17 protein-coding genes are annotated in these 20,889 nt (G+C 40.2%); 7 read left to right on the plus strand and 10 right to left on the minus strand.

The window, feature by feature from the left end:
* The first annotated feature begins 22 nt into the window (after positions 1-22).
* A complete protein-coding gene (locus tag QFX38_01210; GenBank protein ID MDI9623491.1) occupies positions 23-415 on the plus strand; it encodes a helix-turn-helix transcriptional regulator in 393 nt (130 codons plus the stop codon).
* Here the strand turns inward: QFX38_01210 and QFX38_01215 are convergent.
* Both QFX38_01215 and QFX38_01220 read right to left on the minus strand, forming a co-directional pair.
* Positions 412-1,077 carry a fibrillarin-like rRNA/tRNA 2'-O-methyltransferase gene (locus QFX38_01215; GenBank protein MDI9623492.1) on the minus strand — a complete coding sequence of 222 codons (666 nt, stop codon included), beginning with the start codon at positions 1,075-1,077 and terminating at the stop codon, positions 412-414. The two genes, QFX38_01210 and QFX38_01215, sit on opposite strands and share 4 nt — an antisense overlap.
* Positions 1,078-1,113: 36 nt before the next feature.
* Entirely contained in the window at positions 1,114-2,211 is a 1,098-nt protein-coding gene (locus tag QFX38_01220; protein ID MDI9623493.1) for an ATP-binding protein, read from the minus strand.
* A 50-nt stretch (positions 2,212-2,261) separates the two neighbouring features.
* On the opposite strand from QFX38_01220, the gene QFX38_01225 reads away from it, so the two are divergent.
* From QFX38_01225 to QFX38_01235, 3 genes are read left to right on the plus strand one after another with little or no spacing between them, the layout of a single operon-like run.
* A complete protein-coding gene (locus QFX38_01225) occupies positions 2,262-3,164 on the plus strand; it encodes a dihydroorotate dehydrogenase (protein MDI9623494.1) in 903 nt (300 codons plus the stop codon).
* A 12-nt stretch (positions 3,165-3,176) separates the two neighbouring features.
* Positions 3,177-3,974: a dihydroorotate dehydrogenase electron transfer subunit gene (locus QFX38_01230; GenBank protein MDI9623495.1), complete on the plus strand. Its 798-nt coding sequence runs from the start codon at positions 3,177-3,179 to the stop codon at positions 3,972-3,974.
* A 6-nt stretch (positions 3,975-3,980) separates the two neighbouring features.
* Positions 3,981-5,000: an AI-2E family transporter gene (locus tag QFX38_01235; protein ID MDI9623496.1), complete on the plus strand. Its 1,020-nt coding sequence runs from the start codon at positions 3,981-3,983 to the stop codon at positions 4,998-5,000.
* A 4-nt stretch (positions 5,001-5,004) separates the two neighbouring features.
* On the opposite strand, the gene QFX38_01240 is transcribed toward QFX38_01235, so the two are convergent.
* Positions 5,005-5,844: a hypothetical protein gene (locus tag QFX38_01240; GenBank protein ID MDI9623497.1), complete on the minus strand. Its 840-nt coding sequence runs from the start codon at positions 5,842-5,844 to the stop codon at positions 5,005-5,007.
* 186 nt (positions 5,845-6,030) lie between these two features.
* Between QFX38_01240 and QFX38_01245 the strand changes: the two genes are divergently transcribed.
* Complete coding sequence (locus tag QFX38_01245) at positions 6,031-11,175, plus strand: cobaltochelatase subunit CobN (GenBank protein MDI9623498.1); 5,145 nt, start codon at positions 6,031-6,033, stop codon at positions 11,173-11,175.
* A gap of 96 nt (positions 11,176-11,271) precedes the next feature.
* The gene (locus tag QFX38_01250) at positions 11,272-13,008 is read left to right on the plus strand and encodes a DNA-directed DNA polymerase (protein MDI9623499.1); all 1,737 of its coding nucleotides are present in this window, start codon (positions 11,272-11,274) and stop codon (positions 13,006-13,008) included.
* Here the strand turns inward: QFX38_01250 and comE are convergent.
* The 7 genes from comE to QFX38_01285 all read right to left on the minus strand — a co-directional run bounded on the left by comE (position 12,989) and on the right by QFX38_01285 (position 20,044).
* Positions 12,989-13,543, minus strand: a complete 555-nt coding sequence (gene comE, locus QFX38_01255; protein ID MDI9623500.1) for a sulfopyruvate decarboxylase subunit beta — start codon at positions 13,541-13,543, stop codon at positions 12,989-12,991. The genes QFX38_01250 and comE overlap by 20 nt on opposite strands.
* Before the next feature lie 7 nt (positions 13,544-13,550).
* The gene (gene comD, locus QFX38_01260; protein ID MDI9623501.1) at positions 13,551-14,042 is read right to left on the minus strand and encodes a sulfopyruvate decarboxylase subunit alpha; all 492 of its coding nucleotides are present in this window, start codon (positions 14,040-14,042) and stop codon (positions 13,551-13,553) included.
* Positions 14,043-14,048: 6 nt separating this feature from the next.
* Positions 14,049-15,071 carry an L-sulfolactate dehydrogenase gene (gene comC, locus QFX38_01265; GenBank protein ID MDI9623502.1) on the minus strand — a complete coding sequence of 341 codons (1,023 nt, stop codon included), beginning with the start codon at positions 15,069-15,071 and terminating at the stop codon, positions 14,049-14,051.
* Between the two features lie 27 nt (positions 15,072-15,098).
* Entirely contained in the window at positions 15,099-16,124 is a 1,026-nt protein-coding gene (gene purM, locus QFX38_01270) for a phosphoribosylformylglycinamidine cyclo-ligase (GenBank protein ID MDI9623503.1), read from the minus strand.
* Positions 16,125-16,136: 12 nt separating this feature from the next.
* Entirely contained in the window at positions 16,137-18,044 is a 1,908-nt protein-coding gene (locus QFX38_01275) for a beta-CASP ribonuclease aCPSF1 (protein MDI9623504.1), read from the minus strand.
* 80 nt (positions 18,045-18,124) lie between these two features.
* The gene (psmB, locus tag QFX38_01280) at positions 18,125-18,754 is read right to left on the minus strand and encodes an archaeal proteasome endopeptidase complex subunit beta (protein ID MDI9623505.1); all 630 of its coding nucleotides are present in this window, start codon (positions 18,752-18,754) and stop codon (positions 18,125-18,127) included.
* A gap of 198 nt (positions 18,755-18,952) precedes the next feature.
* Positions 18,953-20,044, minus strand: a complete 1,092-nt coding sequence (locus QFX38_01285) for a formate--phosphoribosylaminoimidazolecarboxamide ligase (GenBank protein MDI9623506.1) — start codon at positions 20,042-20,044, stop codon at positions 18,953-18,955.
* Between the two features lie 111 nt (positions 20,045-20,155).
* On the opposite strand from QFX38_01285, the gene QFX38_01290 reads away from it, so the two are divergent.
* On the plus strand, positions 20,156-20,881 hold the full coding sequence (locus QFX38_01290) for a class I SAM-dependent methyltransferase family protein (GenBank protein ID MDI9623507.1): 726 nt from the start codon (positions 20,156-20,158) through the stop codon (positions 20,879-20,881).
* Positions 20,882-20,889 lie beyond the last annotated feature (8 nt).

Below are 20,889 nucleotides of genomic sequence, written 5' to 3' on the forward strand. Positions count from 1 at the left end.
ACAAAAATATTACGGTGGTAGGATGGCATTAAAAAACCTTGTATTAGGTTATAGGAAAATCACGGGAAAAAGTCTTGATGAACTTGCAAGAGAACTAGAAGTACCAAAGACGGTTGTAGAGGGCCTTGAAAATGGTGAAATCAAACACCCCACTCCCGCTCTGCTTTCAAAGATCAGAAGACTTACAAGAGGATTGGACAAAAAAGAACTTGAAGCCATTGGAAGAGGCTACAGGATAAAAGAGTTTCTAGGCAATTATTTCGAATACTTCCTCAAGGGCTTATCCAAAGAAAAGGGAATAAAAACCTCCGAGATAAAAGAAATGCCACCAACAGAATTGTACAAATTAATAGGGAAATTAGACGAGGATTTCATTAAAATAACAAATAAAGGTAGAATAGCAAGCCATTCCTAGTCGCTAAATTCAACAAGTAAAGCCATATGATCTTTCTCATAAGGTTCTAGTCTAATCCTCTCTATGACTTTGAAACCAGAACCTTTTATCTTCTCTTCTTCCTCTTTAAAAATTATAGAAGGTTTTCTTGTAACATCTATGCTTCTTGCTTTTATCATCAACAAACCTTGACCTTCCCTCTTAAGGAATAATTTCATGTTTTCTATGAAAAGTTGACTTTGTATTGGTTGTGCCACGTCACAATAGAGAAAATCTACCTTTTCTATAAGATGTAGGTAATCCCTTGGACGAGTAGCATCCTTAAGCAGTGGTATCATATTTTTCCGGTTTTCACACACTTTTACTAGTTCCCTCATCATCCGTGGAGAAAATTCTACACAATATATAATACCATCAGGGACCATGTCAGAGAAATGTGACGCTGTAGTACCCGCTGATGCCCCCAAGTATAATATTCTAGAATCTTTCTTGATCTTGAGATTTTTAAGCCCGTTAATTATGGCGGCCGCTAGCTTAGACCTATAGGGATCCCATACGCGATATTCTCGTCCACCCCATTTGAATAATTTTTCACCATAAACCTGCATGTGCTTTGTAAGATTAATTGTTAAAAGAAAATTTTCATGGAAATATACTCCCCTTATCCCTTTGATTTTCTTCATGTATGACACTCTCCAACCTACATATTATTTGGGGGGTTATCTTCTCTTTTTTCTCTTTTTCTTTGGAGTTTCTCTTTTTATGATACCTATACGTTTATACAAATCTTCTTTTATTTTAGGGTCGTATTCTCCTGTGAAAACATCCTTCCTTGCTGCAAGGGAGATCTTTGAGGCTAGTGCACGGGCGATTTTTCCACGAACCCGCCAATTTGATCCTCTAACGAGGGGATGTTGATATATTAGTCCATGTTTTGGGGGTTTCGAGCCCCTTCTAAGGTGTCTGAATAAGGCTTTTTCAGCTCCCATCACTTGTATGGTTGAAGAGGGTAAAAGTGCTAATTTTTTCATGCTCCCTGCGTGTGCTATTAATTTCGCACCGAGCGTCGTGCCAGCAACATCCTGCAAATTAGGCGCTAAGTACCCCATTTTTAACTCTATATATCTTTCTATGGATTTTCTTAGCAACTGTAATGATCTGATGGCCTTTGCAAATTCTCTTATAATCTCTATGTCCTCTTCTTCGAGTTCCGCCCCTATACTCTCTCTTGGCAATTTTTTCAATTTTATTATATCCTCTCTTCTTGAATGTTCTGTTATGAGTTTAACATAATGTTCATGATCTTTTACAGACTCCAGTTCTGGGAAATATATAGAGTACCATTCCCTTATCCTTTCAACAAACTTGCCTGTAGCCTCGTCAAGATCATCCAAGGTATTCACGGCTTGTATAATTAATTTGTCCTGTTCTCTGAAGGATTCTTCCAACTTTTTTATGGTCATCCCCATATGTATCTCATATATGATCTCCTGGAATTCACCACCCTTTATGAATCCAATCTTCCTAAGGATTTTTCTTAAATTTTCTCGAAGATATTCACCCCCAATGTTCGGAGATTCTAAAATAACCCCTTTAAATTTCCCATACTTCCATCTATGCAAAGATTCTATGGATATCTTCTGATAATCTTTGAGGAGTCTTTTTATGATCCTCTCTTCTTCAGGGATTAGCCCTTTTTCGAATTTTAGTAATTTTGAAATTATAGATCTTCTGGGGAAAAGTTCATAATCTACAATATCCAAATCTTCATTAAATGCTATGAAACCGGCAACACATGGTACAAGATAACACTTCATATAGGTAGGTTTGTATTTAGCCATTATTATAATCTTATGGGGGAATTGGATTGTTAAAGGTTAATCTTTGCGGAATTGAAATGCGAAATCCTACAATGCTTGCCGCGGGCGTTCTCGGGATAACAGCATCATCATTAAATCGCGTTTATCATCATGGAGCAGGGGCTGTTGTCACCAAATCCTTTTCTCTTAAACCAAATATGGGCTACAAAAATCCAACTATAGTGGAAGCTCCTTGTGGGTTGCTAAATGCCATGGGGTTATCTAACCCTGGTGTTGAATCATTCAAAGAGGAATTATATAAAATTGAGGATAAGATACCTGTAGTGGCGTCTATCTATGGTTCATCCCCTGATGAATTTGTAAAAGTCGCACTAGAAGTCCAGGACATAGTGGATATGATTGAATTGAACATTTCATGTCCTCATGCAATGAAGGGATATGGAGCGACAATAGGACAGAACCCACAACTGACATTCAAAGTGGTTGAAGCCGTTAAAGAAGCTTGTAAAGTGCCTGTAATCGCTAAATTAACACCTAATGTTACAGATATTAAAGAGATAGCTTTAAAAGCTGAAGAAGCAGGATGCGACGCCATAACCCTCATAAATTCCCTAGGACCCTCCATGAAAATAGACTTGAAAACAGGCAAACCAATACTCTCCAATAAATTTGGAGGACTTTCAGGCCCCGCAATAAAACCAATAGCCATCAGATGCGTATATGAAGTATATGAAGTAGTTGAAGTTCCCTTGATCGGTGTTGGCGGAATAACAGATTACAAGGATGTTGTGGAATTCTTATATGCAGGGGCCAACGCAACTCAAATAGGCAGTGCCATATTCTACAAGGGCCTTGGAGTATTCAAAGAAATCTGCGATGACCTTAAAGCTTTCATGAAAAGAGAAGGATTCAAAAGCATAAATGAAATGGTCGGACTAGCCCACGAATAATATGGAGGCATAATGTTGCATGTTCCAAAGATCTTGAAAATCAAAAGGATTATAAGGGAATCACCAGATGTCAAAACATTAATATTCCCATGGGATAGGAAATTCCCAGTACCTGGACAATTCATGATGATCTGGGATTTCGAGGACGAAAAACCCATGTCAGTTTCATTAATCGACAAGACAAACAATGAAATTGGAATCTCAATAAGAAAGGTCGGACCATTCACCTCAAGAGTCCACAAACTCGGAAAAGGGGATCAGCTTGGAGTAAGGGGACCATATGGGCGAGGGTTCACCATAGAAGGTCATAGGATATTGGCCATAGGTGGGGGTGTTGGCATGGCCCCAATAGCGGCCTTAGTAGAGGAGGTTAGGGCAAGAGATTTTGAAGTCGATGTTATAGTCGCCGCCAAGACCTACGATGAGCTACTATTCCTGGATCGGCTCAAAAAAACTGGTGCCAGGATATTCACATGTACAGATGATGGGAGTTGCGGATTCAAGGGATTGGCCATCGACCGTTTAAAAACTCTTAGCGGATCATATGATATGGCCATGGTTTGCGGTCCTGAGGCGATGATGAAAGGCATATTCCTAGAATTAGAAAAGAGGGGCATACCAGGCCAATTCTCCCTTGAAAGGTATATGAAATGCGCTATGGGCCTCTGTGGACATTGTTGTCTTGACGATACTGGTTGGAGAGTTTGTGTAGAAGGGCCTGTCTTTTGGAGTCATGAACTTAAAATGGTGAAGGAGTTTGGAGAATACAAGAGGGACGCGACAGGCGCTATAAGACCATTATTAGGGTGAAATGCATTGATATACAAGATAAAGGGTACTATAACATCATCATTTTTCATTGTACTTGTCCTTTTGATATTATCAGTTATAGTTCTTTATCCCATTTGGACTATGCTATTTCTTGGGGCTATATTTGCCTATGGTATACGTCCGATAGCAGATAAACTCACTAAGTATGTACCTTATAGGTCAGTTTCCATAGGTATTGTAATGATAGTTACTATACTCCCGTTAATCGGGGTCTTGGCCATGATAGTTGACACTTTATTCCATTCAGCGCCCGCATTACTTTCCACGGCTCAAAAAATAAATTTGGCATCGATGGACAAAATATTGAGATCTTATGTACCGTCTGAGTTCATGCCATCGGCGGATATTCTATTCAAGGTTTTAAAGGATCTTATCAACAATCTTTTAAAGATGATGGTAGATTATTTTTTGGATCTTATCAAGAGTGTGCCCATGATAGCCCTCCAATTATTCATATTGTTCGCTTCAGCATTCTATTTTGCAAGGGATGGTGAACAGGTAGTATCCTATATGTCTTCACTTGTACCAGAAGAAAGAAAGGATTTTATGGGACATTTGATCATTGAAACAGAAAAGGTTATAAAAGGAATATTTTATGGCCATTTCCTAACAGCATTTATAATAGGTTTAATGGCTATAATAGGATTTCAACTCCTTGGATACCCATATGCGATATTCCTAGGTTTGCTTGCTGGATTTTTCCAATTGATTCCGGTGATAGGACCATGGCCCACGTATACTATTCTTGCCATATACGATTTCATCTTTGGTAATATATTCCGTGGTGTGATAGTTCTAATATTCGGCGCTTTCTTAAGTAGTATTGATGTTTATCTACGCCCGAAATTGTCGGGTAAATATGCTGATATACACCCATTGCTTTTCCTAGTGGGATTCTTAGGGGGGCCTCTAGTTTGGGGATTGGCGGGTTTCATAATAGGACCTTTGATTCTGGGGGTTGCATATGCAGCTTTAAATGTTTACAAGGAAGAAAAAAAGGTCTGATGGATTATTCTAGGTTGAATGGTAGGCTTATTCTCTCACCATTTTCTATTTTATGTAATTCTTTTCTGTATGCTTCAAGTGGCGTTTCTTCTACTCCTAGGTATCCTGCGAAGGTTAGTGGCTCTTTTTCTAATTCTTCGAAGAATCTAGGATATTTTTTATCCCTTATTATGTGATGGTCTAATATTATCTCAGCGTCTGTTTCTGTGATTATCTGGTTGATGTTTTTTCTCCCGGTTTTCCAGGAGTCTTTCATGTATCCTATATAGGTTGGGGGGCCGCTTGTAATTATAAGGTCTGGCATTTTTTCTATTATCCATTCTACGCTTTCTTTATTTAATAGTTGGGTGTCACTGGCGTGGATTATCCTTTTTTTGTGGTCTATCATAGTCATTATTACAAATCCTAGTTTGGTTCCTTTTTCTCCGTGGGGTGATGCTGGTGAAAATTCCATTATGAAGTCTTCAGTTATTGTTTTTCCGTCAGCATATTCATAGTTTTTCTTGTCTTTTAGGAATTTTGATGCTCTACTCTTTTGGCTTTTATTAATGTTCCTGATAGGATCTTTTAGAAACAGATATTTTCTATCATAATTTGCTTCAGGAATATAGTGGTCGTAATGATAATGGGATATGATTATTGTATCTGCTATTGCTAAAAATTCTAAAATTTTTTTCCGAGTATTTTCTAATCTTTTTATTTCGACCTTTGCAGGGGGCAATGAATACCGCCTAGGGCCTAGGGCAACTCCAGGATCTATCAGTATATTGTTTTCCTTGGTTTTTATGTATACTGCTAAACTTCTCACACCTAAACTTTCAGATGCAAGTGGGATAATCTTCATTAAGTTGTCACCATCCCCTTTTTTAATGATTTTGCCTTTTTGAGATAGTCTTTTGATTTTTTTAACATATAACAATATAGTATTACCATATCCTGTCTTATCAGAAAATTAGTAATAAAATAATTATTTTTATATTACAGTTTAGATTGATTTTAAGGATGTAGAATATAATGGGAGGGGAGATAGTTGATTAAAAAAATCTTCAGTGTTCTATTGGTTCTTTTTCTGTTAATGATCATGGGCACAGTATCAGCAGCTGAGACAAATGCGACCTCTATACTAGTTATTGGATCATCAACTGCTGTCAAAGATTATAACAATGTGGCACATGAACTAATGGATGAATTAAACAACCAAACTACAGTAGTTAAATTCCAGATAAGGTCAACGAGTCAGATCGGAAACATGACCAGTGACGAAATAAAAGTCCTTGTGAACAGCTCTGATATAATATTGGCAGAATGGGGGACACAACTCGCAGGTAACGGTTCATTAGAAGGAGTAATAAAAACAAACCCCTCAATTATCGAAAACAAGATTTTCTTCGTTTTTGAAAGCGGGCCAACACTCGTAAAATTGAGCAAAATAGGCAACAAGAACGTATTCGATGGCGTGGATGAAAAAGACATTGGCACATGGGACAGCCCGGGGACAATCATAGGAGCCTGCCATGACGGGGACATAAACGCACTACTATCATACAAACAAAAATATCCCAATAACAAGGCATTACACGACTGGATAGACTGTGCAATCTATTATGCAGCCGGTGGAAAAACCAACTTTAAAAACCAATTCAAATGGGCCCTCAAAAAATATGCTGAACTCACAGGGAGAATATGGCCAAGTCAATGGGATCCGGCGCCTCCAGAACTCGCTTCGCCATTATCAATGGAGTTTTTGTACCGTGACGGTCAAAGATTCACAAAAGAACAATACTTCGAAAAATATCCCCTTGACCCGACAAAACCGACAGTTGGCGTGCTCACCTATGTAGGAAGTACAGGCGAAGTAACCTATGCTAACGCTTTCCAAGAGATCATCGATGCCCTTGTAGCCAGAGGGATGAACGTCATACCAGCAGTAGGTACATGGTCAAATTATATCGACCTAAAAAATGACCAGATTATCGAACTTGCCAGGACATTATGTCAAGCAAACCAGACAATCCAAATACTGTCAATTAAAGGCATAGGCAACTACACAGACACAACTTCTATACTTGGCGTCACAAGCAATCCTAAAGCTTTAGTATATGAGATTGCAATTATCGAAGACGGAAAAACCATAAAAACAGTCAATATAAGCTCCTCACAACCAGCTAATGTCTACTCGGCTATGGTAAAATTCTTTACAGACGCAAAAAACATAGTACAATACGAGGCAGAACCTGAAAAGTATCCATGTAAAGTCAACGTTATAATAGACCTCCTAACATTCACCACAGGTTCAACAGTCTCAGGCGCACAAGTCAACAAATTCTTCAACCAAGCCAATGTCCCGGTTCTAAGGGCAATGATAACAAGCTCCACTTATAGGACACCAGGCCAATGGCTAGTATCAGAAGAAGGATTCAGTTGGATGGCAGTCTACTGGCAATGCGCACAACCAGAAATGCAAGGCCAAATAGAACCCATACCAGTAGGTGTCGGGGACATCGGATATGACCCAGAAACAGGAGCACAATGGGACACAACAGTAACATTATCAGATAGGATCCAGAAGCTTGCAGATCGCGCATACAATTGGGCCCAACTCCAAACACTCCAAAACAAGGACAAGAAAATAGCTATAATATACTACAATTACCCACCAGGTAAACAAAACATAGGAGCAAGCTACTTGAATGTCCCGCAAACCATACTAGAAATTCTCAAGAGACTCAAAATTGAAGGCTATAATGTCGGTGAAATCCCAACAAATACTACATTGATCCAACTGATGATCGAAAGGGGCATAAACGTGGCAAACTGGGCCCCTGGAGAACTGGAAAAACTTGTTAACAACACAGATGTCATCCTATGGTCAGTAGAAGAATACATCGCATGGTTCAACAACCTAGATCCAATAGCCAAAAAAGAAGTGATAGAAGGGCCAGTAGGTTACATCGAAGAATTAACAAAGGCTGCAATAGAATACATTAAAAAGGGCGATCCACGCGTAAAAGATGAAATGCTCAAAACACTAACCCGATGGACCCAGGAAATGATATCAAATGCAAAAACTTACCCAGAAGTGGCAGACAAGGCAACAGAACTAATACAAAAGATGAGCGATACGATCCAAAAGATACTCGAGGATCCACTAAATAATACTTTATGGGATTTATTCTACAACTACAAGGGACAGTTCCTTGCACTCAACCTTTCAGGGATGACAGGCTGGGGTGAACCACCCGGAAATATTATGACAATAGAAAAAAATGGTAAAAAATACATTGTAATCCCTGGCTTATTATTCGGTAATATCTTCATAGGCCCAGAACCACAACGTGGATGGGAAGCCGAAGCAGCGGCATTCTACCATAGTACTATTGTGCCACCACCACATTGTTACCTTGCATGGTACGCATGGGTTAACACAGTATTCAACGCTAATGCCCAAATCCATGTAGGTAGACATGCAACTTATGAGTGGCTGCCCAGAAAACAATATGCCCTCAGCCGCTTCGACTACCCAGACATTTGCATAGCAGACAAACCATCCATTTACATCTATATCATGGACGGTGTCGGTGAAGGAATGCAAGCAAAAAGAAGGGGACTAGCAGTTATCATAGACCATTTAACACCCCCTTTGACCCAGACAAAACTCTATGGGGACTTACAGGAACTCGCAGGCCTCATAACAAATTATGAGAAAACGCCAGAAGGCAATCCAATGCGTGAAGAATATGCAAGACAGATCAGAGAAACCATCATAAAATTAAACCTAGCAGCCGACCTGGGCCTAGACCCAAACAACATAACAGACGAGGATATAGACAAGGTCCACGATTACCTATTAGATCTACAAGGGACGCTCATGCCATACGGCTTGCACACTTTCGGCGAAAACTGGACAGATGACGAAATAGCACTCATGGTCGCGGCAATGCTTTCACCAGATTCTGAAAATGATCCTTCACTCCAAAAACTTATCAGTACGATGCTAGGATACAATTGGGACAAACTAACATTAGAAGAAGCCGAAAAAATCAATGAAATGGCCATACAGGTGGTTAAAGAACTCTTACAAGGAAAGACAATCCAGGAGATAACAGAGAATATCACAGACGCAAAATTACGTGAAACATTACAAGAAAAACTTCGATTGGCACAGGAATACATCCAACTCTTAAAGGAAAGTCCAACCGATGAAATGGACGCTCTAATAGAAGCACTATCGGGCCATTACATCACACCTGCTAAGGGTGGAGACCCAGTAAGGGCTCCATATGCACTTCCAACAGGTAGAAATTTCTATGCACAAGACGACAACACATTACCTACAAAGGTTGCATGGGACCTTGGTAAAAGACTTGCAGACATGGCGCTGGCGCAACTGGACACAATCCCAGAGAAGATAGCAGCGGTCGTATGGTGCGTTGAAACAGCACGCGACGACGGAACAATGGTATCATTTGTATTCCGCCTCCTAGGAGTACAACCAAAACTCGACGACAAAACATGGCTCAACGGAGGAAAACTCTCATACATAATACCAACTCCACTAGATCAACTCCTAGCCGAAATTAACAAGGCAAGAAACAGCCTAGGATTACCTAATATCACAGAAAGGCCAAGAATAGATGTTATAGTCACCACTAGTGGATTATTCAGAGATCTTTATCCAAACTTGCTCGCTAAAATGGACATAGCATATAGAGTAGCCTTAGCAGCCTCCTACTCAAAGATAGTAGAGGCCTATCCAGAACTTAAACCAGAACTCGACAAAGCCCTCGACCCTTTAATAACAGGAAAATTCCCACAAGCAAAAACATTAGATGCTCTCCTTAAAGCAATAGACTTCAAAGATCCAATAGAATTAAACTATATAGCAAAACATTGGATAGAGCTTGTGAGAGGAGGATATGATGGCGACACAGCTATAACAAGGATATTCGCACCGCCAGTAGGCGACTATGGGGCAGGAGTCAACAAGGCAGTTGAACAAATATGGACTTGGAATGACCGTTCACAACTCGCAGACATATACTTGCGCAGAATGAGCCACGCCTACTCAAACACTCAATGGGGAATATCCCAACAAAAGCTCTTCGAAGACCTCCTAAAAGGTGTTACAGTCACATACCATAGTAGGAGCACAAACCTCTATGGCGTAATAGACAACGACGACTATTATGACTACTATGGTGGACTCTCATTGGCAATAGAAAAAATAAATGGCAATGCTCCAAGCTTGAATGTTGTCTACTATGCAAACCCAGCCAACCCAGAAGTGATGACACTATCAAAATTCATGGGAAAAGAGATGAGAACACGCTATTTCAACCCAGAATGGATCAAAGGGATGATGAAAGAAGGATACCCAGGTGCGAGGCAAATATCCTCAAAATTTATAGACTACTTAGTAGGATGGCAAGTCACAACACCACATTTGGTCAGCAATCAAGTGTGGAATGAAATTGCAGACATCTACATAAGGGATAAATACAATATTGGTGTGGCGAGTTGGCTTTCAACAGGCAGTAATGCTTACTCAATGATAGATATCACGGGTAAGCTTCTTACAATGGCCCATAGGGGTTACTGGCAAGCCGACACTGGCACATTAAGTCTTGTTGCAAACACATGGGCTTCTTTAATATCAAATTATGGCGTTTCTTGCTGTGACTGTAGTTGTGGAAACATAGCAATGATTCAATGGGCCATGCAATACATAAACCCCAATCTCTTGAACGCGGTTAAAACGAGACTCTATAAGGCCACAATGAACGCTGCTTTCGCACCACCAGAAACCCCTGGAACTCCAAGTCAGCCAGGAACTCCAGGAACGCCTGGACAGCCAGAAGCCCCAAGCACCCCAGGACAACCAGGACCAACACCAGGCTACACAGGAACTCCAGGAACAGGAAGCCAAGCAGGTACAGGAGCACCAGGGACAAGTGTAGGTTCCATAGAGGGAATGATTGGAGCAACGGGAGTAACTGCAGGAGCTGTTGCAGGGGCGGGTCATGGTCCAAGAACGGGGAAAGTCTATGAGGTCAGCAAATCTAGTGGAACCGCTGGAGCGCCAGGAGGACTCCCAGTATATGCAGTCGTTGGTGTTATAATCCTAGTAGCATTGATAGGGGTAGGATATCTTCTTGCAGGGCGTAAAGTTGTCTAGGAGTATTTTTTCTATCTTTTTACTATTTTTTTATCCGCGCTTTATGCATAACATGGGCGAATATAATAAGTAGTTCCTCATAAAATATAATAAAATATGGAAAAAAGAGCGATTATTCTTCTTGATATTGATTATATCACAGAGGATAATATACCAGTTATAAGATTGTTTGGGAAAGACGAAAATGGGAGGCCTGTCATAGCCTTGGACAGGTCATTCAGACCATATATTTATGCAGTGCCTTCAGATATTGATTCATGTTTGGATGAGTTAGTAGAGGCCGGCTTCGAAGAATTAGAGGTTGTGAAAAGGAAAGATCTTGGAAGGCCGGTTGATGTGATCAAAATCATTTTGAAACATCCCCAGGAAGTTCCCAGGATCAGAAAAAAAGTGAAAAATCTTGAACACGTCAGGGAGATCCGGGAACATGACATACCATTTTATAGAAGATATCTCATCGATAATGGTTTGTTCCCAATGTCAAAGATAGAATTAAAGGGTAATATAGTATCTTCTGATGTTGAGATTATTGAATTGGATGAGCCTCCAAGAACTATCAAGTCAAGATTCCCCAAACTTGAAATCTTAGCTTTCGATATTGAAGTTTATAACCCCCATGGGATGCCCAACCCGGAAGAGGATCAAATACTGATGATAAGCTTCTATGATGGCGAAAAAAAGAGAATAATATCAACTAAGGGAGAGCATCTCAATTTTGTTGAAGTTGTAGAAGATGAGAAGGCGATCCTAGAAAGATTCACTCAAATAATAAAAGATTCTAAACCTGACTTAATTGTAGGATACAACTCTGATAATTTCGACTTCCCATATATAAGAAGGAGGGCTGATCTTTTAGGCGTTAAACTCGACATAGGATGGGACGGATCAACTATAAAATCCTTGAGAAGGGGTTTTACAACCGCCACAGCAATAAAGGGGACAGTACATGTAGATCTTTACCCGGTGATGCGACGATACATAAACCTTGACACCTACACCCTCGAAAGAGTATACTTTGAATTATTCGGTGAAAAAAAGGTTGAATTACCCGGCGACCAATTATGGGAATACTGGGACAATGAAAACTTGAGGGATCAGCTTTTCAAATATTCAATTGAGGATGTCACGGCAACTTATAAGATCGCTGAAAAAATACTCCCATTAAATATGGAGATCACAAGGATCGTGGGACAGCCACTATTCGACATAAGTAGGATGGCCACCGGACAACAAGTTGAATGGTTCCTTATAAGGAAAGCATTCGAATATGGTGAATTAGTACCTAACAAACCATCACCCTCCGAGTTGCAAAGAAGAAGAACCCAAAAAGTTGTTGGAGGTTATGTAAAGGAACCAGAGAAGGGACTCCATGAAAACCTTGTACAATTTGATTTCAGGAGCCTATATCCTAGTATTATAATTTCTAAGAATATTTCACCTGACACCTTCAGTAAGGATCCAAAAGAAGATTGTTATGTGGCCCCTGAGACTGGTTATAGGTTTAGGAAGAAACCTAAAGGTTTTGTACCTTCGATTATAGGGCAAATATTGGATGAGAGGATGAAGATAAAGAATCAGATGAAAGTGGCTGAGGATCCGACGGAAAGGAGGATACTCGACGTGCAACAAGAAGCTCTTAAAAGGCTTGCTAATACAATGTATGGGGTTTATGGTTACACGCGTTTCAGATGGTATTGTTTGGAGTGTGCTGAGGCTATAACAGCATGGGGTCGGAATTATATTAAAAAGACGATAAAAGAGGCTGAAAAGTTCGGATTTCACACGGTATATGCTGATACTGATGGCTTCTATGCTACTTATCAGAAAAAATAATATTCATGAACCTTGATATTATTTCCTCTGGACTCAAGTCTATGACTGGGACATCCGCGTTTCCGGGTTCTACTTTCACATGGACTATGACTGGCCCGTCCTCTTCTAGTATTGGTCGCATGTTTATTTCGTGGAGTTTTTCGAATTTGAATATTTTTTTGAATCCTATGCCTTTGGCGAGTTCGCTTAGATCGACTTTTAGGGCGTATGTGCACTGGGAACCTGTTGTCGCATAGCATCCGTTATCTAGTATTATGAGTATGAGATTTTTAGGGGATTGGCTATAGATTGTGACGAGGCTTCCAAGGTTCATGAGGAGTGAACCATCACCCTCAAACACTACTACTTTACGTTTTTGTGTTAATGCGAGTCCCAGTCCGATTGATGAAGCCATCCCCATTGAGCCTAGCATGTAGAAGTGTCTTGGGGAATCTTTTATACTGTAAAGTTCTCTTGATGGGAATCCAAGATTGCATATGATTAGTTCGTCATCTAGTTGTTCTATGATGGTTTTTATGGCTTCTATACGTTCCATTTTAGGTTCACCAGAAACTAACTTCTAAGAGTATAGCTGTGGGATATTTTTTTGCCTTTGCAAGTTTCCAAGCAGATTTTATATCATTGTATGCTTCTTCTGGGGTGGATGGGACGTGATATGGTATTTTGAGGGCTTCTAGTAGGAGTGGTGTTGCTTCACCCATTGGGATTTGGGCTTTCATGAATTCTCCTTGGGTGCCTCTGTGGCTTATTATCATAAGTATGGGGATCCTATATAACTTGTAGAGAGATGCTATGACATTTATAGAATTTCCAAGACCTGAATTTTGCATTAAAATAGCTGTGTTCTCTCCAGCCATGTATGCGCCCGCTGCTATGCCGAAACCTTCTTCTTCTCTTGTAACTGGTATGTGTTTAATTTCTTTGTCTTGGTCTATCATTTCAAGTACCCTTGCAAGGTTTATGCAGGGCACGCTTACTATAAAATTTATGTTGTTGTCTTTAAGGGCCTTGTATATTGCCTTGCTGCTGTCCAATGTTCTTTATCCCTCCAAGTTCAGGTCCAGGTTTAATTTCTCTTCTAGTTCTTTTAATTGTTTTAGGAGTTCTTGGTCTATGTGTATGCCCTCAGCTAGGTTCTTTTTCATGTTCATTTTTTCTATGTCACCTGGTATGAGCACTTTACCTGTGGATTTGACTTCTTCCACGAATTTGTCAACTTGTTTTTTGAAGTCTTTGATGTTAACGAACTTTGATGGGTCAATGGCTATTAGAAGGTCGCCTTTTGTACATTTATCATAGGGGTTTACGGTGCCTTTCACTTCCTTGCCGATGGCGGCTTTTACAAGAGGTCCTGCTAATATTTCTATCATGAATGATAATGCGTAGCCTTTGTGCCCGCCGAATGGTAATATTGAACCCTTTAGGGCCTTTTTTGGGTCTGTGGTGGGGTTTCCATTGGAGTCTAATGCTATGCCTTCTGGTAGTTTTTCTCTTTTACGGGCGGCTTCGAGTAATTTTCCACGCGCGGAGGCTGATGTTGCCATATCAACTGAAACATAGTATTTGTTGGATGGTATTCCGATTGCTATGGGGTTTGTCCCGAGTATTGGTTCTTTTCCCCCTAATGGTGCCACGGCTGGTTCTGTATTTGTCATTACTATTCCTATCATGTCTTCTTTGATTGCCATGTCAGAGTAGTATCCTGCAATACCGAAATGGTTAGAATCATGGATTCCTACTAATCCTATTCCAGTCCTTTTTGCTTTTTGGATAGCTATCTTCATCCCCTTATAGGTTACCACATGTCCGAGTAGGTGGTTACCATTTATTAGGGCTGTTGATACTGTTTCTTTTTCGATTTCTATATTGCCTTCTGTTTTTATGTTTCCGTGTTCTATGCCTTTCACGTACTGTGGGAATCTCCCGATTCCATGTGAACTGAAACCTTTAAGGTCTGCATCGACTGTTACATCCGCAACTATCCTTGCATGCTCTTCTGGCACGTTTAAGGCATTTAAAATTGAGGTTATAATATTTTTTTCATCTTCACTGGTTATTTTCATGAGAAAGACACCTTCCTGGTTTTTTTCTTAGAGTGTGATATCCTCTTCTGTGTATGTTTTGATTTTCACAGCCCCTTTAGGGTCTTTTTCAACGGTTCCTATCTCTTTTGCGTTGTAAGTTTTCTTGGTTATTTTTATTGTTTCTTTTGCATCTTCTTTGTCCACGATTATTATGAAGCCTATGCCCATGTTGAAGACTTTGTACATTTCGTCTATTGGCACTCCATTTTCGTGGATTGTCTTGAATATGGGTTGTGGTTCTGGTAGTTTATCTATATTATATGTTACTTTATCGTTGAGGCGACGTATGTTTGTGTAACCGCCTCCTGTTATATGTGCGAGTCCATGAATGTCTATTCCTGATTCAAGGAGTTCTAGTATGGGTTTGACATAAATTCTTGTGGGTTTTAGGAGTTCTTCCCCTATTTTGTCTTTTGAACCTGGTATGGTATCATTGGCATCTAGTTTCAGTTTTTCGAAGAATATTTTCCTTGCGAGGGTTAATCCGTTGCTGTGTATCCCACTACTTTCAATTCCTATTAGCTTGTCACCTGCTTTTATTTTTTCTCCAGTTATTATATTTTCGGGGTCTGTTATTCCTATGCCTGTGGCTGCTAGGTCGAAATTGTTCACTATCTCTGGTAGTGTTGCTGTTTCCCCGCCTATTATCGCGGTTTCTGCTAATTCAGCTCCTTTTGCTAATCCTTCACCTATTTCTGATGCGATTTCAGGGTTTGGTTTTTCCATTGCAAGGTAGTCGACTATTGCGATTGGTTTGGCGCCTACACATATTATATCATTTACTACCATTGCTATACAATCTATTCCGATGGTGTCATATTTTCCTAATTTCTCTGCTACTAGTATTTTGCTGCCAACGCCATCTGTACTCATTGCTATTGCCATGTCACCTACTCGTATTATAGAGGCGAAGTGGCCTTTCTTTGTGAGTACATCAGCATATTTCAAGGTTTTTTCAAGTTTTGAGGCTAAACTTGATATGGTTAATGCTTCAAGGTTTATATCTACTCCAGAATCGGCGTATGTTACCAATCTAATCACCTTTTATTGTATTCGCACGGTTTCTAGGTTTAATGGCGTTTTTGTTTCTATCTTGTAGGTTCTGTAGATGCTTGATGCAAGGTCTAGGGTTTTGTAATTGTCACCATGGCATATGAGTATTTTCTCTGGTCTGGGGCTCACCCTTTTCACATATTCCATGAGCTGTCTGCGATCTGAGTGTCCGCTGAAACCTTCTATAGTCTTTATATCCATTTTCACCTTGTATACTCTTGTTTTACCTTCTTCTTTGAGTGGTATTTCCTTCCAGCCTTTCTGGAGTCTTCTTCCAAGTGAACCTTCGGCTTGGTAACCTACAAAGACAAGTGAATTCTTTTCATTTTCACATAACCATTTGAAGTATTCTAGGGAGTTTCCACCTGTTAGCATCCCTGAGGTTGATAGGATAATTGATGGTTCTCCTTCGACTATATCCATTCTCTCGTCCATTCCATTAACTTTATGGAATATTTCTGATATGAATGGGTTGTGGCCCATATGGAATATTTGGTCTCTCAAGTCTTTGCTTAGGTATTCTGGGCGGGCTGTGTGGATGGCTGTAGCTTCCCATATCATCCCATCAATATATACTGGGACTTCATGGATGATCCCAGTTCTTATATATTCTTCTAATACTACCATAAGTTCTTGGGCCCTTCCAACTGCGAATACTGGTATTAGTATTTTACCCCCTCTTCTGAGGGTGGTGTAGATTGTTTTTATCAGTTCTTTTTCTGCATGGTTTCTTGAGGGTTGTACATCTTCTTTTCCACCGTAGGTGCTTTCCATGACTAGGGTTTCGAGTCTGGGGAATCTTGTGACGGCTGGTTCTAGTAGTCTGCTTTGTTCGTATTTGAAGTCCCCAGTGTATACCATGTTGTGTTGGCCGTCGCCGATGTGGAGGTGGGCCATTGCCGATCCTAGTATGTGGCCGGCGTTGTGTAATGTTAGTCTTATGTCTGGTGCTATGTCAGTTACTTCTCCGTAGTCGAGTGTGATTGTATGTTTTATGCATTTTTTCACGTGTTTGACGTTGAATGGGAGTGGTTGTTCTTCTCTGTAGGCTATGTCTATGTGGTCTAGTTGGAGTAATGTCATTAGGTCTCTTGTGGGTGTTGTGCAGTATACTGGTCCGTCGTAACCGTAATGGTAGAGGTATGGTACGAATCCTGAGTGGTCTAGGTGGGCGTGTGTTATTATCACGGCATCTAGGTTGTCTGGTGCGAATTCTGGGACGTTTAGGAATGGGTATGATGTTTTTTCGTCTGTTCCTGCCACGTTTACTCCGCAGTCTAGTAGTATTCTGCTGTTGGGAGTTTGAAGGTAAAGGCAGGATCTTCCAACTTCTCTGAACCCGCCTATGGCTGTTAGTCTCGCCCAATCGTTTTCGTATTTTATTTTCTGGTGTATACGATTCCCTAGTTGGTGAAGTATCTTCTTACGTTCTTTACTGTTCTTTCTAAGGGTCCGTCGTATTCTTTGGATGATCTCTGATGATATGGGTGGCGTTCTCAGTATCTTAGGTGCCCATCCTATATTTTTTACTATTTCTCTTGATGTTGAACCGTATTTGCCTATTACAAGTCCTGGTTTTTTGGCTTCTATGATAACTTCGCAGGTTACATCATCAAAGGAGATATTAATTATCTCGGCCTCTTTTGGGACTATTTCATGGATTTTTTCTATGGCCTTTTCTGGTTCCATGAGTACTGATCGGTCTGAGCGTATTATAATACGCTTGCGAAGATCCTTGGCTAGTTCCCTGATTAGGTCACCGTTTTCGCTTATGATCTCTGGGTTTTTTGTATAGATTACAAGTTCTGGTCCTTCAAATTCTACCTTAGCTACTTGGACTCTTGGTGGTAATCTTTGTATTATAGTCTTCTTGATTTCTTCAAGAACCCTTGAAACCATATGATCACTTCTTGAAAAATAGAATAGGAGGGCGTATATTATAAAATTTAAAATAATTATTAATCTGTGTGGGGTTAAAATTAGTTAAGTTCTTTAATTCTTTTTTCAACTTCTTCTTCGCTTAACATTTTGAAACCTTCTTCTGTGACTATAGCTACTCTTATACCATTCCCTGAGAAGGTGTCTCTTTCTATTGCAGATTTTAGGGCTTTTATTGCAATGTCGATTGCTTCTTCTACATATAAGTCTTCGGTGTATCTGTCTTCGAGCACACCATAGGCTATAGGTGAACCTGAGCCTGTGGATATGAATTTGTCTAGGATCATGCCCCCTGTAGGGTCTAGGGAGTATATTTTTGCCCCTGTGTCATCTACTCCTCCTAGTAGGGCTTGTACTATGAGTGGATAGAAGCGGTTTGAATGGAGTATGTTTGATGCTAGGGCTGCGACAGCCTCTATACTTATCCTTTCGGAATTCCTCATCTTATATAATGCTGCTTCGGCTTTTAAATATTTCATTAGAGTTTGAGCATCAGCCACGGATCCTGCGACTGTTGCTGCTATGTGTTCATCAACTTTGAATATCTTATCAGCGACTTTGTGCGCTATCAGGTTCCCTATTGTAGCTCTTCTCTCTGTTGCAAAAACAACCCCATCTTTGCAGGTTATACCTACAGTTGTAGTACCTTTTAATCTTCTTTCGTCTTCCATAGATACACCTCGAAAATAAAAATAGTAATAAGAACTAGCTTCTAAACTTACTTATTACTTTTTATCTTATATAAACGTTTAGTATATGGGGTTCTTCTTTCACTCCCACCACAGAAAATATATGAAGTGGTGGTTTAAATGGCGATTTTATCTCCCTTTATCTTGGGGGATGGTCTGCTCTTGTATAAATATTTTTCGCTAGGTTATTATCTCTTCTAGGACGCCCTCTTTTTTCGCATTTTTTATTTCAAGGGCAGCTCTCCTTCCCATGCTCATGCCTTCACCATAGAGGAGGTAACTGTAGGTTGATCCATTCATAAATGTGTTTGTACCACCATCTGAGCGTGCGCTCATTTCAAATGTTACAATCTCTAGGTTGTCTGTGCACATTGTCTGGAGACAGAAGGGCCCATTCAATCCTGGAGGTACAAGTTCCTTGGCAGCATCTACCATCCTATCACCTATCTCAAAGGCTTGTGGCAGGAGAGATTCCCTCATAGCTACTGGGTGGTTGCCTGTGATAACATATGAAGGTTGTAAGTTTATATCTAATTGATCTTTAGCAGGTATTCTTACCAGACCGTCAATATTTGATTCATAGCGGCTGTCCATTCCGAGGATTTCAACTTCATCTTTCAAAGGTGAATAGAAGTATTGTATACAGAAGTTTGTACCTGCAATATATTCTTCTATGTGGGCATCTGATATTTCATCCTCGGTTATCCATCCGCGTTCTATCATTAGGTCAATCTTTTCATGGAATTCCTCGGGTGTGGCGGCTACGAAGTATCCTCTGCCGCCTCTGGCGCCTGGGAATTTCACCATAACGGGACGGTCTATCTTTTCGGGGTCATCATATTTGTAGGGTATCCTTATACCTGCTTTTTTCATGAGGCGCCTTTCAAGTTCTCTTTCAGACTCCCATCTTAGGATGTTCCTGTTTCCATACATTGGCACATAGAAGTCGTTTTCGATTCTGTCAAGTCCGGCATAGGCTACAAATGATCCATGGGGGATGATTATACTATTCATCTCCCTTAATTTTTCTTGGACATCATCATCAGCAATCTCCTTGAACTCGTCAACTATTATGAATTCATCAGCCACCCTAAAACGTTGATATGGGACCTCACGCCCTTTTTCACATACTACAGTGGTTTTGAAGCCTTCCATCTTGGCACCGTGGAGTATGTGGAGTGATGTGTGGCTGCCAAGGGTTGCTATGGTCAAATCTTCCTTATCGTATCCCTCAAGTATCTCTAATATTTCATCCCTGTCTATTTTACCCATTAAAATCCCCCTTCAAACTCTTTTTATAGACTATTGAAATTTCATCTTAATTATCATTTTTGTCTTTAAACCAAGACATTAATATTAAAAGGACATAAAACAGTGAACAAAATGAAATGGAAACAGATAGGTGACATCATAATATTAAACAGGAACGTGAAAAACCCGGAAAAGTTCCTCAAAATGAAAGGTGTAAAGACCGTGATCAAAATCGGGAGAATCCGGGGTAGGATGAGAGAACCAGAAGTCAAAATCCTCGCAGGGGCAGAGACCGAGACAATGCACAAGGAAAACAAGTGCTTGTTCAAGTTAGATGTCGCCAATATCATGTGGTCAAAGGGCAACACCTATGAGAGGATGAGAATACCAAGGCTAATACAAGATGGTGAGACCATAGTCGACATGTTCGCGGGGATAGGCTACTTCTCAATACCGATAGCAGTCCACGCAAACCCGAAAAAAGTCTATGCAATTGAGATAAACCCAAAAGCATACCAATACCTTAAAGAGAACATAAAATTAAACAAAGTCCAGGACAAGGTCAAACCCATACTAGGAGATTCAAATATCATAGCACCTACACTCTCCGCCGACAGGGTTCTAATGGGATATGTTGTGAATACACACCATTACCTTGACAGTGCACTTAAATGCTTAAAAAAAGGTGGAATATTACACTACCATGAAACAGCACCTGACAAAATAAAATTCAAAAGACCAATAAAAAGGATAAAAAAGGCCGCGAAACCCCGCGAAGTTAGAATACTAAATAAGAGAATTATAAAAAAGTATTCCCCAGGCGTCTGGCATGTTGTGATAGATGCTAAGATAAACTAGAAGGTGTA

This window comes from Methanothermobacter sp. (genome assembly GCA_030055615.1).
GTDB lineage: Archaea > Methanobacteriota > Methanobacteria > Methanobacteriales > DSM-23052 > Methanothermobacter_A.